The sequence below is a fragment of the Methyloceanibacter marginalis genome (assembly GCF_001723295.1).
In the GTDB taxonomy this organism is placed as follows: domain Bacteria; phylum Pseudomonadota; class Alphaproteobacteria; order Rhizobiales; family Methyloligellaceae; genus Methyloceanibacter; species Methyloceanibacter marginalis.
This window is the reverse complement of record NZ_LPWD01000184.1, coordinates 1-13,827: the sequence shown is the minus strand read 5'-3', so window position 1 is coordinate 13,827 and position 13,827 is coordinate 1. Positions and strand designations below refer to the sequence as shown.

Genomic DNA, 13,827 nt, shown 5'->3' with positions numbered 1-13,827 from the left:
TCCCACATCTCCGCCCGCCACAGCTCGACGCGGATGATCATCAGGTTGGGGTCGTCGGGTCCGCTCAGCCAGCCGTCCTGCTGGCGGCTCCAAGCCGCTCGGCGCAGTCGGCGTCGTTGACCACGAACGCTTCGCCGGTCAGCGCCAGGTACACATTCTCATTGGGGTAGACGAAGGTGAGATAGACCTCGGGCGAGACTTCGATCTGGTGCTCCCGCAAACCGCGCCGGTCCGTGATGAAGCAGATCACGTTCTCGTCGCGCTCGGGCAGAGCCTCCATGGGCCGCACGCGCAACCCGTCGCTGAACTGGGTCGCCATCATGCAGACGCGCGCCTTCTCGACGACTTCCCAGATCCGATCGATATTTTCTTTTTCGTTCTTGGCCATTGGAAATGACACCCCGTGTGTGACAGGGAATCACCCTGAAGGATCGCCCGCACAAAAGTCCCGCGATCTCGTGTCTTGTGGTGAACGTTTGGCTTCGGGAAACAGCCCTGAGTTGTGGCCTTCGGGCAAGCTCACGGCCCGTTACCCATATCGGCGGTGACTTTGCGCTTTTCGCCAAGGTTGGGCTTCTCGCCCGTCATTCGCGCCTTGGCGAACTCGTGAGCGGCGACGGCCGAGTTTGCCGGCCCGTCCCACATCTCCGCCCGCTTGAGGCCCACACGGAGGACAAGGAGGTTGGGGTCGTCGGGGCCGTCCCACCAGGCCTCTTGCTTCTTGTTCCATAGGGCATGGGCGCGCTCGGGATCGCGGCACACCGACGCGTCGCCCGTGAGCGATAGATAGACCTTTTCCGGTGCGTGAAAGAAGGTCAGGCACACTTCCGGGCAGGCCTCGATCTCCTCGTCCTTGAGCCCGCGCCGGTCGGTGAGGAACCAGATGGCGTCGGTCTCAGGCTCCGCCCGCGCCTCCATGGGGCGGGCGCGCAAGCCATCCGGGAAGTGGGTCGTCATCATGCAGATGCCGGCCTTGCCGATGACCTCCCAGATGCGGTCCAGATGGGCTATTCCACGCTCGGTCATACAGCGCCAACGCCCCGCGCGGGCCGGACGTTCCCCGCTTAGAGCGCTCATTGCGCCCGAACGGAAAATCACTATATTGCGCCGCAACAACCGCCGCTTCGCGGCCGAAAGACACCTCCGAACATGCAGCTTCGCAATATCGCCATCATTGCCCATGTCGATCATGGGAAAACGACCCTGGTCGACCGCCTGCTCCAGCAGTCCGGCTCATTCCGCGACAATCAGCGCGTGGACGAGCGCGCCATGGACTCGAACGACCTGGAGCGCGAGCGGGGCATCACCATCCTTGCCAAGACCTCGGTCGTCTGGAACGGCACCCGGATCAACATCGTCGACACGCCGGGCCATGCGGATTTCGGCGGCGAGGTCGAGCGCATCCTCAACATGGTGGACGGCGCGCTGGTGCTGGTGGACGCCGCCGAGGGTCCGCTGCCGCAGACCAAGTTCGTCGTGTCGAAGGCCCTCAAGATGGGCCTCAAGCCTATCGTCGTGATCAACAAGGTCGACCGTCCCGACGCCCGCCCAGACGAGGTGCTGAACGAGGTCTTCGACCTGTTCGCCGCGCTCGATGCCAGCGAGGAGCAGCTCGACTTTCCGATTCTGTATGGCTCGGCCAAGGAAGGCTGGATGGCCGAAAGCGCGTCAGGTCCAAAGGATCAGGCAATGCTGCCGCTCTTCGATCTTGTGCTGCGCCACGTGGCGCCGCCGACCATCGAGGACGGTCCCTTCCGGCTGATCGGCACGATCCTCGAAGCCAATCCCTATCTCGGCCGCATCGTTACCGGGCGCATCACCTCAGGCACGATCAGGCCGAACGAGATGGTGAAAGTGCTCGACCACAAGGGCGCCGTCGTCGAGCAGGGCCGCGTGTCCAAGGTGCTCGCCTTTCGCGCCCTCGAGCGCGCCAGCCTCGACCAAGCGTCCGCCGGCGACATCGTCTCGCTCGCCGGGCTGCCCAGCGCCACCGTCGCCCATACCATTTGCGCGCCTGAGGTCGACACCCCGCTTCCAGCGCAACCTATTGATCCACCTACGCTTTCCATGACCTTCCGTGTCAACGACTCGCCGCTCGCCGGCACCGAAGGCTCCAAGGTCACCGGCCGCATGATCCGCGACCGGCTGTTGCGCGAGGCCGAAGGGAATGTGGCCTTGAAGGTTTCCGAGTCCGAGGAGCGCGACTCCATGGAGGTCGCCGGGCGTGGCGAGCTCCAGCTCGGCATTTTGATCGAGACCATGCGCCGCGAAGGCTTCGAGCTCTCGGTCTCGAGGCCGAGGGTTCTGCTCACCCGGGACGAGACCGGCCAGCTTCTCGAGCCCATCGAGGAGGTCGTCATCGACCTCGACGAAGAGCACTCCGGCGCCGTCGTGCAGAAGCTGTCCGAGCGCAAGGCGGATCTGGTCGAGATGAAGCCGTCCGGAGGCGGACGCCAGCGTCTCGTGTTCCACGCGCCGACCCGCGGCCTCATTGGCTATCAGGGCGAGCTTCTCACCGACACGCGCGGCACCGGCATCATGAACCGCTTGTTTCACAGTTACGCCCCGCACAAAGGTCCGATCCAGGGGCGGCGCAACGGCGTGCTGATCTCCACCGACCAGGGCGACGCGGTGGCTTATGCGCTGTTCAATCTGGAGGACCGCGGGCCGATGATGATCGACCCCGGCACCCGCGTCTATCGCGGCATGATCGTGGGCGAGCACAGCCGCGGCAACGATCTCGAGGTGAATGTGCTCAAGGGCAAGAAGCTCACGAATATCCGCACCACTTCGAAAGACGAGGCGGTGCGCCTGACCCCGCCATTGCGCATGGTTCTGGAGAAGGCACTGGCCTATATCGAGGACGACGAGTTGGTCGAGGTCACGCCAAAATCGATTCGCTTGCGCAAGCGGCATCTCGATCCGAACGAGCGCAAGAAGGCCGAGCGCCAGCGCGCCGAAGCGGTGGCGTAAGCCGAAGGGCTGGATAACGCCAACGTCCCCTTTGCCCGGCGCATCGATCCTGCGCTAGGCTCCCATTATGTCCGTCGATGTTGCTCACATCAGGCCGGCACGGCCCAAGGACGCACCCGCCCTCGCATCGGCTTACGAGGACGCTTGGCGCGGCGCCTATCAGGGCATCATCCCGCATCTGTCTCTCGAGCGCATGCTCGCACGGCGCAACTTGCGCTGGTGGCAGCAGAGCCTGCACAAGCGCGCGCCGCTGCTGGTGCTCGACTTCCGCGGCGAGGCGGCGGGATATGTAACGTTCGGCCGCTGCAGGATGTCGCGCACGCCCTATCAAGGCGAGATCTTCGAGCTGTATCTGCACCCCACCTATCAAGGCCTCGGACTCGGCACCAAGCTGTTCGACGGCGCCCGCTTGCGGCTCGGCGAGATGCGCATCAAAGGCCTTCTGGTGTGGGCCCTCGCTGACAACGAGGCGGCCTGCGGCTTCTATCTCCGCCTCGGAGGCAAGCCCATCGCCGAAGGGGCGGAGAGCTTCGGCGACACCACGCTGCGCAAGATCGCCTTCGCCTGGGCTTGAGGGCTCTTAAGACCTTGTTTACCGCAAGCGTTGGGTGCGCCTTAACGACCTTTCCCTAAGGTCGCGACCTCCAAATGGGCAATGGGATTCTGGAAAAAATGACAGAGGTTGGCGCGCGCGACCGTTGGATCATGGCCGGTCTGGTGACCTTGGGTCTCTTTACCGTTATTGCCGGCGTCCTGTCGGGCCGATCGACCATCGACTACGTTCTCGGCCGGGACGCCGCGAAGCGGCGCTTGCCTGGAGCGAAAAGATCGACGCGCAGTTGCGCAGTCCGCAAAGTGACGCCGCAGACGGCGCCACGCCCGACATCCAAGTCTTGAACGCCGCGGCACTCGATGAGCTGGCGTCCGGTGCTCAGGCGGCGATCACGCTCCCCGCGCGCCCAAGCTTTAGCGGGGACGGCTTCGCGCTGGTCGACGGGTTCAATCGGCTCACACGCGGCTGGTTCCTCAGCAATCTCGACGAGAAGAGTAGCGAGTTCGTCAGCCAAATGGACGGTTTTGCCGTAATGACGCCGACGGGCCAGACATTGGCTGTCGGCGGCGGCCTCTCACCCAGCGCCCTATCGGACATTCTCGAAAGCGGCGCCGGAACGGCGCTCGCCAACGCGGTCCGCGACGATACCATCGAGCTTGCCGATCTTTCCGGCCAAGACCATTTGCGCATGGCCTTCGTGCCCGTCTCGCAAGACGGCAAGATTTCGCGCGTCTATGCCTTCGCCGTCGACCAGACCGCCGCCGCTTCGCTCACCAGCATGGCGCTTACCGTGGCGACGCTGACCACGAGCCTCCTCATTGTCATAGGCTTCTCCGTGCCGGCGGCCATCGCCTCGCGGCGCATCCGTGAACGCTGGCACGCCGAGGACAGGATCCACTTCCTGGCCTTGCACGATTCTCTCACCGGCCTGCCCAATCGGGTGCAATTCCGGCAGCATCTTGACCGTGCGGTCGCGCGCGCCAAGCGCCACGGCAACATCGTCGCGGTGTTCTGTCTCGACCTCGACCGCTTCAAGCAAGTGAACGACACGCTCGGCCATGCCACCGGCGATGCGTTGCTGGAGGAGGTCGCCGCGCGCCTGAAGGAAAATATTCGAGAGGTCGATCTCGTCGGCAGGCTTGGCGGTGACGAGTTCGCCATCGTCGCTGAGGAGATCGAGACGCCCGAGGATGCCATGCGGCTTGCCCGCCGCCTCTGCAATGCGCTGGGCGCCGGTTACCAGGTGAACGGCCATGAGGTCACAACCTCGGCCAGCATCGGCATTGCCCTGGGCCCCCTCGACACCGAGCCGAACGACGCACTGCTGAAGAACGCCGATCTCGCGCTTTATCGCGCCAAGGAAGACGGCCGCAACACCTTCCGCTTCTTCGAGCCGGCCATGGATGCGGCGCTCCAGAAACGCCGCCGTCTGGAGAGCGATCTCCGCAGCGCCTTGCGCAAGAACCAGCTCTATCTCGACTATCAGCCGCAATTCGGTTTGGAGAACGGCAAGTTGACCGGCTACGAGGCCCTGGTCCGCTGGTGGCATCCCTCCGAGGGCGAGATTTCGCCCGCCACGTTCATTCCGATCGCCGAAGAGACGGGCCTGATGGTGCCGCTCGGCGAATGGATCCTGAGAACGGCGTGCGCCTACGCCACCACGTGGCCGCTCGATATCAAGCTCGCCGTCAACCTCTCGCCCGCTCAGTTCAAGACCCAGGATGTCTACAGCCTGGTGCGTCGCGTGCTGGCCGAGACAGGGCTCGAGCCCGACCGTCTCGAGCTCGAGATCACCGAGGGCATCATCCTGCAGAACACCGAATCGGTCATCGAGACCCTGACCCGGCTCGATCAGCTCGGCGTCTCCATCGCCATGGACGATTTCGGCACCGGCTATTCCAGCCTCTCCTACCTCACGCGTTTTCCTGTCAAAAAGATCAAGATCGACCGCTCTTTCATCGACACGTTAGGGACCAGCCCACAGACGAGCGCCATCGTGTCGAGCATCGTCGCCTCGGCCAATCGCTGCACGTCACCATCACGGCCGAAGGCGTGGAGACCGAAGGTCAAGCCGCCATGCTCAGGAAGTGGGGCTGCGATCAGGTGCAGGGCTACTATTACGGCCGGCCAGAGGCTGAGATCACGGAGGACGACGAAAGCGACACATCGCGCGACGCGCCGCCGCCGCTCGACCGGCCCCTCGTCGCTTAGTCTAGCTGTGAATCCAGAACGCGCTCTCCGCGAAGCATCGTGTCTCCACCAGTTGAGCCCTCCGGTGCTCCGTCGGAAGTTTCTTGAGCCGGCCTGACTCTGCACTGGCGCGATGACCTCTCCTGCGGTGTTGCGGCGTGCTTTTCTGACGGACGATTCGGGAACAACCATCACGATATGGCCTGATCGTCCCTCGATCTTTCGCCGCGCCACGATAAGACCGAGGCCTCCCTGGTTGGCGTTCTGTTGCAGCTTGCTCAGTGTTCCGGTCTGCCGCCAACCGAAAGCGGGACCAAAATCGCGTAGCCAGCGAAAGAGATCGTTCGCACGCATCTCGAAAATTGTGTTTCCGATGAGGGGCCGAACGGCCTTGCCTTTCGTGAGATCGATCACCGCCTTTTGTGTCCACCACACCCGTGGCAGATAGGCCCCCGCAAGATGGCAGAAGTCATGTGTGTAGATATTGCAGAACGTGAGTCCGCTCCGCGGCTTATACCGCTTGTGAGACGTCTTATCGACCGCAAGCCAGTCAATGATCGCGTCGAGCTCGGCAATTAGGTCCGCAGGAGTCGTGCCCTTTCGTCCCGGTTGCTCCTTCTCGTTCAATGAATGCGCATCGGCGATGCCGGTACGCTTGGTCACAGTACCGGCCTTGCGCGGCATGGTGACCGCGATCACGCCGTCGGGGGCGGCAGCTCCTCAGGGATGGTGGTCGGTATCTTGGTTGCGGAGGGAGCGGGTTTTAGAAACTCCGCAAAGGCAAAGCCCCTGAGGTTCGCGCCCGCGAGATCGGTTTCCACTTCGCGGAAGCCTCTGCTCGCCCGTCCGGTCACTGCGCGCACGGGATGGCCGTCGGGAAGGTGCCCAATACGTTCGCGCCCGAGGGTCGGGAGATCTTTGGCTCGCTGCGCAGCCGCAGAGGCGACTCTCGCGTATCGACGATGAGCATTTCGCCACTGGCCTCGACGGGCGTCGGTGGCGGGACAATCGCGTTGCCTACGGGTGGCGGTGAAATTTCAGGCGCCCCGCCGGGAGTCGGCACGGTCCTCGACAATCGAAGATAGTCGAAGATGAACTCGCCGTAGTAGCGGCCAGAGCTGTCCCGATGACCTTGCTTCAGACCACGCTTCGGAATGAATCGGCCGGCGTTGTAGGCAATGGCGACGTGGGCCATTTCGAGGTCGGTGAGCGTCCTCATCTTGCCGTAGCCTGCCCTCTTCTGAGCAGACTTCAGCTCTTCAACCGCTTTGCCGAGGGTGCCGTTGAGGTCCTCGTAGCGCTTCTTGAGAAAATAATCAGGGTCGACCTTGAAGAACTGCAAGTCGTACTGCCAAATGCCGAAGCCGTGGCAGAACTTGCTCGAGTTTCGTGCCGCTGCTTTGTAGCCCGGGATATGGGCTGCCATGTCGATGAGAGCTTGCCGAGCAATCTCGAACATCGCTTGGCCGTTCTTGGCCGCGACCAAGTCTCCCTTCGTCCTCGGAAACGCCCGCCTGCCCTTGTTTGAATCGAGAGTATCGCCAACGCAAAGCGCGAGAATTTTCCTTGTGCTGAACCCAGTCTTCTTCCGCAGGGTCTGCCAGATGTAACCCGTCTCCTGGCAAGCCAGGGCAGTCAGCAAATCGAGGTCAAACGGCGTACCCGCGACGGCCTTCTCGATCTCTGTATGGAACTGCTTCTTGAACCACTTGATGTCCTCGGCTTTCGGCATGGCCTCGCCCTCCCCAGTAACGCAATTGGAGAGCAAATTTACTATACAACCTGAAGATGTAATAGTGGGCGCCGAAGGTCACCGCTAAGGTGTTGAAAAACCTAGTCTGTCTGCTTGCCGTCCGGGCCGTAGGTCCTCAAGCGGTCCCGCTGGCAATCGAAACCGGGCGCCTGAGCGTCGGCGATCTCGCGCGCCAAGGTGTTGGCGTCTGGGTTTCCGGCCGCTTGGATATGGGCCACGTGACAGGTGTCCGTCTCGCCAAGCTTGGTGACAACCAGCGTCGAGCCCTTGGCGCCGTCAGAATCCCAGTGGAAGCGCAAAATCGTCGCGAACGGGGCGCCATCCGCCAGCCGCCATTCGAGCGTTTCGCCGGTCGTGTTGAAGGCGGGCACGGTCTGCTGTGCCGCAGTCTGCGCGGCGGCGTCGGGGCCATAGGAGACGAACATGCGCAAGTCCCCCTCGGCCACGCGCACGTCCAGGCCGCCAAGGCCCTCGCAGCGGAACACGCCGCCATACTCGGCGGCTCCGGCGGCGTGACGTTCTCGCACCCTTTCAGCGCCAGCGGCGTGTAGACGCTCTTGATCGTTTTGGCCGAGGCCGCGGACGAGAGGAGCACGAGGGCCAGGCCGAAAGCGCAATGGCGTGCGCCTATCATCTGATTTGATCCATATCAGGCTTGCGCTTTGCGACGGTTGCAACACTTGTGAGCGGCCTCGCGCCGTCCTAGAACCACGCGGGGACATGGAGCGGCCCTTTTATCACGGCAGAGGCTTCATCGCAGTAAAGGTGGCTGGTTCGCCATGAGTGACATGAGGATCGCGGTTCTGGGCGCGGCCGGGCGCATGGGTCAGGCGCTGACCCGGGCGCTGGCCGAGACGCCAGGCTGCGAGGTTGCCGGCGGACTGGAGACCAAGGGCTCGCCCGCGCTTGGCAAGGATATCGGTGAGGTCGCAGGCCTCGAGCCGCTTGGCGTTCCCATCACCGACGATGCGCTGTCGCTGTTTGCCGGCATTGACGGGGTGCTCGACTTCACGCTGCCCAAGGCCACGGTCGAGTTCGCCGCCCTCGCGGCGCAAGCCCGGATCGTCCATGTGATCGGCACCACGGGCTTTTCCGACGACGATCTCGCCAAGCTCGACGCGGCCGCCCGCCACGCCACCATCGTCAAGGCCGGTAATATGAGCATGGGCGTGAACCTCATGGCCGCGCTCACCGCACGCGTGGCCGAAACTCTCGGCCCCGAATTCGACATCGAGATCCTGGAGATGCATCACCGCCATAAGCGCGACGCCCCTTCGGGCACTTCGCTGATGCTGGGTGATGCCGCCGCCAAGGGGCGCTCAGTCGCGCTCGCCGAAAAGAGCGTCAGGACCAGGGACGGGGACACCGGCCCACGCCGGGAGGGCGATATCGGCTTCGCCGCGCTCCGGGGCGGCGACGTGGTCGGCGAGCACCGGGTGATCTTCGCCGGACCCGGCGAGCGCATCGAGCTCGCCCATATCGCGTCTGACCGCGGCATCTTCGCCCGAGGGGCCGTCCGCGCCGCGCTGTGGGCCCGAGGCAAGCCGCCTGGCCTCTATTCCATGGCCGACGTGCTCGGATTGTGACGGGCTGGTTGATATCTGGGGCATCACCATTGGCAAGATCATGCCGAACCGCCTAAAACCGTTCCGCACAGTCGGAAAGTGGCCCAAAAGAGGGGCGATGCTGACGCTGGCTCTTAACTTTCCTCGCCTATATTGGCGCGCGACGAAGAAGGGCCAATAAGGCCCGCTTCGGCCGACGGGACACGCGATGACAGGGCGCCTTCCAAGGGAAATGCTCCAAAAAACAAGCGAAAAGCCGCGGAAATCCGACAACGTGCTGGTGCTCGTCCGCCACGGACAGAGCGAGTGGAACCGGCTCAACATGTTCACCGGCTGGAAAGATGTGGGGCTGAGCGAGGAGGGCGAGGCCGAAGCCCACCGGGCCGGACTGCTGCTCAAGGAAGAGGGGCTCGTCTTCGACAGCGCCTTTGCCTCGACGCTAAAGCGCGCCCACAACACCCTCGACATCATCCTCGGAGAGCTCGGTCAGGGAAAGCTGCCCACGGTCAAGGCCGCGGCCTTGAACGAGCGCGACTACGGCCAGCTTGTCGGCATCAACAAGGAAGAGGCCCGCAAGCGCTTCGGCGCCGACCAGGTGCATGTCTGGCAGCGCTCCTACGACATCGCCCCGCCCGGCGGCGAGTCGCTGAAAGACACCGCCGCGCGCGTCTGCCCCTTCTTCGACCGGTGGATCGTGCCCGAGCTGCAGGCGGGGAAGAACGTGATCGTCGTCGCCCACGGCAACTCGCTCCGCTCGCTCATCATGGAGCTCGACAAGCTCACGCCGGAAGAGGTGCAGGACTATTCCATCGCCACCGCCACGCCGGTGATCTACCGCGTCAAGGCCGACGGCACCCTGGTGGAGAAGCGCAACCTCGCGGCTTAGGCCGTGCGCGGCAAGCGCACCTCGCGCAGTGCCTCCTTCAGCGCACCGGCGAAGTCCTCCCGCTCGGGATCGGTCAGGAAGCTCGCGAATACGAGCCGCTCGCCGTGGCTGGCGATCGACAGCTCCGAGGTACGCCCCACTCGCTCATCGAGATTGAGCCGGACCCAATAGGGATTGAAGCGCCACGACTGCGCGCGGCCGCTCGGCGCAACGCGGGTCACCGTCAGCGCGTCTTCTGTGAGGTCCACCGTCTCATAGAGGCGCAAGGCGCGGAAATTGACGCGGAAGGCGATATAGACCAGCAGGACGTCGAGGCCCATGAAGCCCATCACCGGCCAAGCGCCCATCAAGTAGAACATCAGGCCGGTGGCGAACGAGGCCGTGCTGATCGCCGCCATGAATACCAGGAACCCTCTCGGCCCGAGCGAGCGGTTCGGCGTCAGCACGGCGCTGAACTGGGGGTCGCCGTTAGCGGCACCTTGTGGAGCGGGGGATGGCTCTGCCATAGCAGTGAAGCTAATACGTTCCTCGGGGGTGACAAGGGTCTGTGACCGTTCAAGCCAAACGCGCGAAGCCGGCGAAAGTGCCGGGCAGAGCCAGAAAGGCGCCGGGATCGAAGCTCACCGAGGCTGAGATCGGCGAGATGTTCGCGCGCTTCGAGGCGCACGACCCCCACCCAAAGACGGAGCTGGAATATCGCGACCCGTTCACCCTGCTCGTCGCCGTCGTGTTGTCGGCACAAGCCACCGACACGTCCGTCAACCGCGCCACGCCTGCGCTGTTCGCTCTGGCCGATACGCCTGCGAAGATGGTCGCGCTCGGCGAGCAGGGCGTCAGCGACAAGATCAAGACCATCGGGCTCTACCGAAACAAGGCCAAGAATGTCGTCGCGCTGTCCAACAAGCTCGTCGAGGAGCATGGCGGTGAGGTCCCCTGCTCGCGCGAAGAGCTGGAGAGCCTCCCTGGCGTCGGCCGCAAGACGGCCAATGTCGTGCTGAATGTCGCCTTTGGCGAGGCGACCATCGCCATCGACACCCATATCTTCCGGGTGTCGAACCGGACGGGGCTCGCACCCGGCAAGACGCCCCTCAAGGTCGAGGAGACCCTGAACCGGGTGGTGCCGGAGCGCTACAAGCACAACTGCCACCACTGGCTCATCCTGCATGGCCGCTATGTGTGCAAGGCCCGCAAGCCCGAGTGCTGGCGCTGTATCGTCAACGATATCTGCGTCTTCAAGCCCAAGACGCCTGCACCCAAGACGCCGGCTCCGAAGACCCCGGCCTCGGCTTGAGCCGGCAGCCTGGCGGACGTGTGGCGAGGGCGTCCTCAACCCTTCATTAGGGCTTTTCCGCCATTCTCCCCTCAGGGACCCGCACGTCGCGGGAAGGGGGAATTTGTGAGACGCGTACCAGCCTTCGTACCGGCCGCCATGGCCGGGGCCTTGATCGTGGCGTGCCTCATGGGCTGCACCACCACGCAGAAAGTCGCGAGCGGCGCTGCTGTCGGCGGCGGCACCGGGCTCCTGCTCGGCGGTCCGATCGGAGGACTTGCCGGCGCCGCCATTGGCGCTGTGGCCGTCCCCGTGGCCACCGCCAACTAACCTCTTCGGAAAAATCGGATCAGGCGGCGCCGGGCGTGCGAGCCTCACGCCGGACTTCGCCGCGATCCGTTTCCACATCCGCACCATGAACCCCGTTGCGAACAGCGGCGTGACCAAATTCAAGATGGGCACGGACGCGAGTGCGGCGATGAGCAGCCCGCATGTCAGCACCGTCAGCCGGTTGGCTTTTCGGATGCGCTTCGCTTCCGCCGCGCTGACATGGCGCATGGCCGCAAGCTCGAAATATTCACGCCCCAGCAGATAGCCGTTGCCCACGTAGAACGCGATGAGGTTCACACCGGGAATGAGCAGCAGAAACAGCGCGATCAAGTTCACCACCAGAACCACCAGGAAGAACTTGATGGCGAGAAAGATCGAGCGCGCGATCGGCAGTTCGCGTCCGGGCGGATCGTGCGGGAAATTGGCCTGTTCGACCTTGGCGGCGATGTCGTCGAGATAAAGCCCGGCGATCAGCGACGCACCGGCGGTATCAGAAAGATCGACGCCGCGACCAGCGCCAGGCCGCCAAGCCATTGAATCGTGGTCTCGATCCATCCCGGCCAGGCGACGAAATGCGTGAACGACCACTCCACCGCGACGATCAGTCCCGCGAGCAACGCGATGGTGAAGCCTACGCATTTCAGCAACACCGAGCGAAACGGCGGCGAGAAGAGTTCCTCGAAGGCTTGACCTGCGGCGGCGAGCATGAACGTTGTCCCTGAGCTTTCGGCCTGGCGAATATAGTGGCCTCAGCCCGTGACGCCAGGGCCGGACGGCTCTCCAGACTTGAACGAGAACGGGAGACCCGCGAAAAATGGCTGAGAAGATTTACGACGTCGTCGGCATCGGCAACGCCATCGTCGACATCATTGCTCGCTGCGACGACGGCTTTCTGTCGAAGCACGATCTCGACAAGGGATTCATGCGCCTGATCGATGCGGACGAGGCGGCGAAGCTCTACGAGGCCATGGGGCCGGCCACCGAGCGCTCCGGCGGCTCCGTCGCCAACTCCATCGCCGGGCTCGCCTCCTTCGGTGCCAAATGCGGCTTTATCGGCCGCGTCGCGGCCGATCAGTTCGGCGGCATCTTTCGTCACGACATCCGCTCGCTCGGCATCGCCTACACCACCGACCCGGCCGAAGACGGCGCGCCCACGGCCCGCTGCCTCGTCCTGGTCACGCCCGACGGCGAGCGCACCATGAACACCTTTCTCGGCGCGAGCGTGGATTTCGCCCCAGGCGACCTCGATCCGGATCTGATCGAAGGCGCCAAGATCGTCTATCTGGAGGGCTATCTCTTCGACAAGGACGCGGCCAAATCCGCCTTCCGCGAGGCCGCCAAGCGCGCCAAGGCGGCTGGCGCCAAGGTGGCGCTGACGCTGTCCGATCCGTTCTGCGTGGAACGCCATCGCGACGATTTCCGGAAATTGGTCTCAGAGGACGCCGATATCGTCTTCGCCAACGAAAAGGAGATCACCACGCTTTATGAGGTCAATTCCTTCGACGAGGCGGCGGATGCGGCGCTTCAGGACTGCGAACTGGCCGTCCTGACCCGCTCCGAAGACGGCTCGATGATCCTAGGTGCAGGAGAAACAACGGAAATTCCGGCCGATCCGGTCTCCAAGGTGCTGGATGCCACCGGCGCCGGCGATCTTTATGCGGCCGGCTTCCTCTTCGGGCTCACCCAGGGGCTCCCCGTGGAGACCTGCGGCCGCCTGGGCAGCCTGGCGGCGGCGGAGGTGATCTCCCACATTGGGGCCCGGCCGGAGTCGAGCCTGGCCAAGCTCGCGGCCGCGCGCGGACTGCTGAATTAGCGGATGAAGCCCCGTCGAGCCGTTGTGGCCGATCTGTCACGCAAGGCCGAAATCTTATTGTGAACTCAAGAGATAGCTCCCTGGGCGGGTGATTCCCCTGCTATCTTATCCACAAATCGAAGATGCGCGCTTTTGGGGGCTTATCGATGCTGAGATCATCAACTGTGGTTGCCGCGACGCTGCTGGGAGCCGCCATTCTGGCGCAGCCCGCTTCGGCGCAGGACTTTACCACCACGACATTCGCCGGCACGACGGTCTGGGTCGGCGGCGGCGTCCAGTTCTTGTCGCTCCCCGACATCAACTTCACCTACAAGCGCAGCGCCAACGGCTCGCTTCAGCGGCAGACCAACTCTCATAACGACTGGCTCGATTTCGGTGGCGCGACCGGGGGCGGCCTAGAGACCGCGCTCGGCTATTGGGGCGGCTTCCGCGTTTCGGGTTGGTCAAGGCGTTCTGGTCCAACGTCGAGGACGATCACACGACAAAGTGCCAGG

The 13,827-nt window shown here is 63.9% G+C and carries 15 protein-coding genes and 2 pseudogenes; 10 read left to right on the top strand and 7 right to left on the bottom strand.

From position 1 onward, the window contains the following. Positions 1 to 64 precede the first annotated feature (64 nt). Positions 65 to 388, bottom strand: a complete 324-nt coding sequence (locus tag AUC71_RS07695; protein WP_069623800.1) for a pyridoxamine 5'-phosphate oxidase family protein — start codon at positions 386 to 388, stop codon at positions 65 to 67. A gap of 131 nt (positions 389 to 519) precedes the next feature. Further along, positions 520 to 1,026: a pyridoxamine 5'-phosphate oxidase family protein gene (locus AUC71_RS07690; protein WP_069623799.1), complete on the bottom strand. Its 507-nt coding sequence runs from the start codon at positions 1,024 to 1,026 to the stop codon at positions 520 to 522. A gap of 123 nt (positions 1,027 to 1,149) precedes the next feature. Here AUC71_RS07690 and typA point away from each other — a divergent pair, with 123 nt between their 5' ends. The 4 genes and pseudogenes from typA to AUC71_RS20220 all read left to right on the top strand — a co-directional run bounded on the left by typA (position 1,150) and on the right by AUC71_RS20220 (position 5,737). Continuing rightward, positions 1,150 to 2,973, top strand: coding sequence for a translational GTPase TypA (gene typA, locus AUC71_RS07685; RefSeq protein ID WP_069623798.1), 1,824 nt, complete (start codon positions 1,150 to 1,152; stop codon positions 2,971 to 2,973). A gap of 67 nt (positions 2,974 to 3,040) precedes the next feature. Next, complete coding sequence (locus AUC71_RS07680; RefSeq protein ID WP_069623797.1) at positions 3,041 to 3,547, top strand: GNAT family N-acetyltransferase; 507 nt, start codon at positions 3,041 to 3,043, stop codon at positions 3,545 to 3,547. 98 nt (positions 3,548 to 3,645) lie between these two features. Next, complete coding sequence (locus AUC71_RS18630) at positions 3,646 to 3,870, top strand: hypothetical protein (protein WP_141701535.1); 225 nt, start codon at positions 3,646 to 3,648, stop codon at positions 3,868 to 3,870. 170 nt (positions 3,871 to 4,040) lie between these two features. Continuing rightward, positions 4,041 to 5,737, top strand: a pseudogene (locus tag AUC71_RS20220) (putative bifunctional diguanylate cyclase/phosphodiesterase). Between the two features lie 829 nt (positions 5,738 to 6,566). Here AUC71_RS20220 and AUC71_RS20215 read toward each other — a convergent pair. Both AUC71_RS20215 and AUC71_RS07660 read right to left on the bottom strand, forming a co-directional pair. After that, positions 6,567 to 7,448 carry an SH3 domain-containing protein gene (locus AUC71_RS20215; RefSeq protein ID WP_204376667.1) on the bottom strand — a complete coding sequence of 294 codons (882 nt, stop codon included), beginning with the start codon at positions 7,446 to 7,448 and terminating at the stop codon, positions 6,567 to 6,569. Positions 7,449 to 7,549: 101 nt separating this feature from the next. Beyond that, a complete protein-coding gene (locus AUC71_RS07660; RefSeq protein ID WP_141701534.1) occupies positions 7,550 to 7,996 on the bottom strand; it encodes a hypothetical protein in 447 nt (148 codons plus the stop codon). A gap of 261 nt (positions 7,997 to 8,257) precedes the next feature. On the opposite strand from AUC71_RS07660, the gene dapB reads away from it, so the two are divergent. After that, a complete protein-coding gene (gene dapB / locus AUC71_RS07655) occupies positions 8,258 to 9,055 on the top strand; it encodes a 4-hydroxy-tetrahydrodipicolinate reductase (protein ID WP_069623794.1) in 798 nt (265 codons plus the stop codon). 211 nt (positions 9,056 to 9,266) lie between these two features. Beyond that, positions 9,267 to 9,920, top strand: a complete 654-nt coding sequence (locus tag AUC71_RS07650; protein ID WP_069623793.1) for a 2,3-bisphosphoglycerate-dependent phosphoglycerate mutase — start codon at positions 9,267 to 9,269, stop codon at positions 9,918 to 9,920. Here AUC71_RS07650 and AUC71_RS07645 read toward each other — a convergent pair. Beyond that, positions 9,917 to 10,426 carry a DUF2244 domain-containing protein gene (locus tag AUC71_RS07645; RefSeq protein ID WP_069623792.1) on the bottom strand — a complete coding sequence of 170 codons (510 nt, stop codon included), beginning with the start codon at positions 10,424 to 10,426 and terminating at the stop codon, positions 9,917 to 9,919. The two genes, AUC71_RS07650 and AUC71_RS07645, sit on opposite strands and share 4 nt — an antisense overlap. A 41-nt stretch (positions 10,427 to 10,467) precedes the next feature. On the opposite strand from AUC71_RS07645, the gene nth reads away from it, so the two are divergent. Both nth and AUC71_RS18625 read left to right on the top strand, forming a co-directional pair. Further along, entirely contained in the window at positions 10,468 to 11,211 is a 744-nt protein-coding gene (gene nth, locus AUC71_RS07640) for an endonuclease III (RefSeq protein ID WP_425283366.1), read from the top strand. A gap of 105 nt (positions 11,212 to 11,316) precedes the next feature. After that, positions 11,317 to 11,520 (top strand): hypothetical protein, encoded by a 204-nt coding sequence (locus AUC71_RS18625; protein ID WP_141701533.1) that lies wholly within the window; start codon positions 11,317 to 11,319, stop codon positions 11,518 to 11,520. Between the two features lie 111 nt (positions 11,521 to 11,631). Here the strand turns inward: AUC71_RS18625 and AUC71_RS22265 are convergent. Further along, positions 11,632 to 12,054, bottom strand: a pseudogene (locus AUC71_RS22265) (EI24 domain-containing protein); the annotation flags it as partial. After that, positions 11,991 to 12,227, bottom strand: coding sequence for a hypothetical protein (locus AUC71_RS22260; RefSeq protein WP_069623790.1), 237 nt, complete (start codon positions 12,225 to 12,227; stop codon positions 11,991 to 11,993). The pseudogene AUC71_RS22265 and the gene AUC71_RS22260, both read right to left, overlap by 64 nt. 107 nt (positions 12,228 to 12,334) lie before the next feature. Here AUC71_RS22260 and AUC71_RS07625 point away from each other — a divergent pair, with 107 nt between their 5' ends. Beyond that, a complete protein-coding gene (locus tag AUC71_RS07625; RefSeq protein ID WP_069623789.1) occupies positions 12,335 to 13,333 on the top strand; it encodes an adenosine kinase in 999 nt (332 codons plus the stop codon). Between the two features lie 146 nt (positions 13,334 to 13,479). After that, on the top strand, positions 13,480 to 13,827 hold a 348-nt coding region (locus AUC71_RS07620; protein WP_141701532.1), incomplete at its 3' end, for a hypothetical protein.

Excerpts from the sequence above, each read along its gene's own strand:
- AUC71_RS07695 (WP_069623800.1), bottom strand. The coding sequence starts at position 388 with ATGGCCAAGAACGAAAAAGAAAATATCGATCGGATCTGGGAAGTCGTC.
- AUC71_RS07690 (WP_069623799.1), bottom strand. The coding sequence starts at position 1,026 with ATGACCGAGCGTGGAATAGCCCATCTGGACCGCATCTGGGAGGTCATC.
- typA (WP_069623798.1), top strand. The coding sequence starts at position 1,150 with ATGCAGCTTCGCAATATCGCCATCATTGCCCATGTCGATCATGGGAAA.
- AUC71_RS07680 (WP_069623797.1), top strand. The coding sequence starts at position 3,041 with ATGTCCGTCGATGTTGCTCACATCAGGCCGGCACGGCCCAAGGACGCA.
- AUC71_RS18630 (WP_141701535.1), top strand. The coding sequence starts at position 3,646 with ATGACAGAGGTTGGCGCGCGCGACCGTTGGATCATGGCCGGTCTGGTG.
- AUC71_RS20215 (WP_204376667.1), bottom strand. The coding sequence starts at position 7,448 with ATGCCGAAAGCCGAGGACATCAAGTGGTTCAAGAAGCAGTTCCATACA.
- dapB (WP_069623794.1), top strand. The coding sequence starts at position 8,258 with ATGAGGATCGCGGTTCTGGGCGCGGCCGGGCGCATGGGTCAGGCGCTG.
- AUC71_RS07650 (WP_069623793.1), top strand. The coding sequence starts at position 9,267 with ATGCTCCAAAAAACAAGCGAAAAGCCGCGGAAATCCGACAACGTGCTG.
- AUC71_RS07645 (WP_069623792.1), bottom strand. The coding sequence starts at position 10,426 with ATGGCAGAGCCATCCCCCGCTCCACAAGGTGCCGCTAACGGCGACCCC.
- AUC71_RS22260 (WP_069623790.1), bottom strand. The coding sequence starts at position 12,227 with ATGCTCGCCGCCGCAGGTCAAGCCTTCGAGGAACTCTTCTCGCCGCCG.
- AUC71_RS07625 (WP_069623789.1), top strand. The coding sequence starts at position 12,335 with ATGGCTGAGAAGATTTACGACGTCGTCGGCATCGGCAACGCCATCGTC.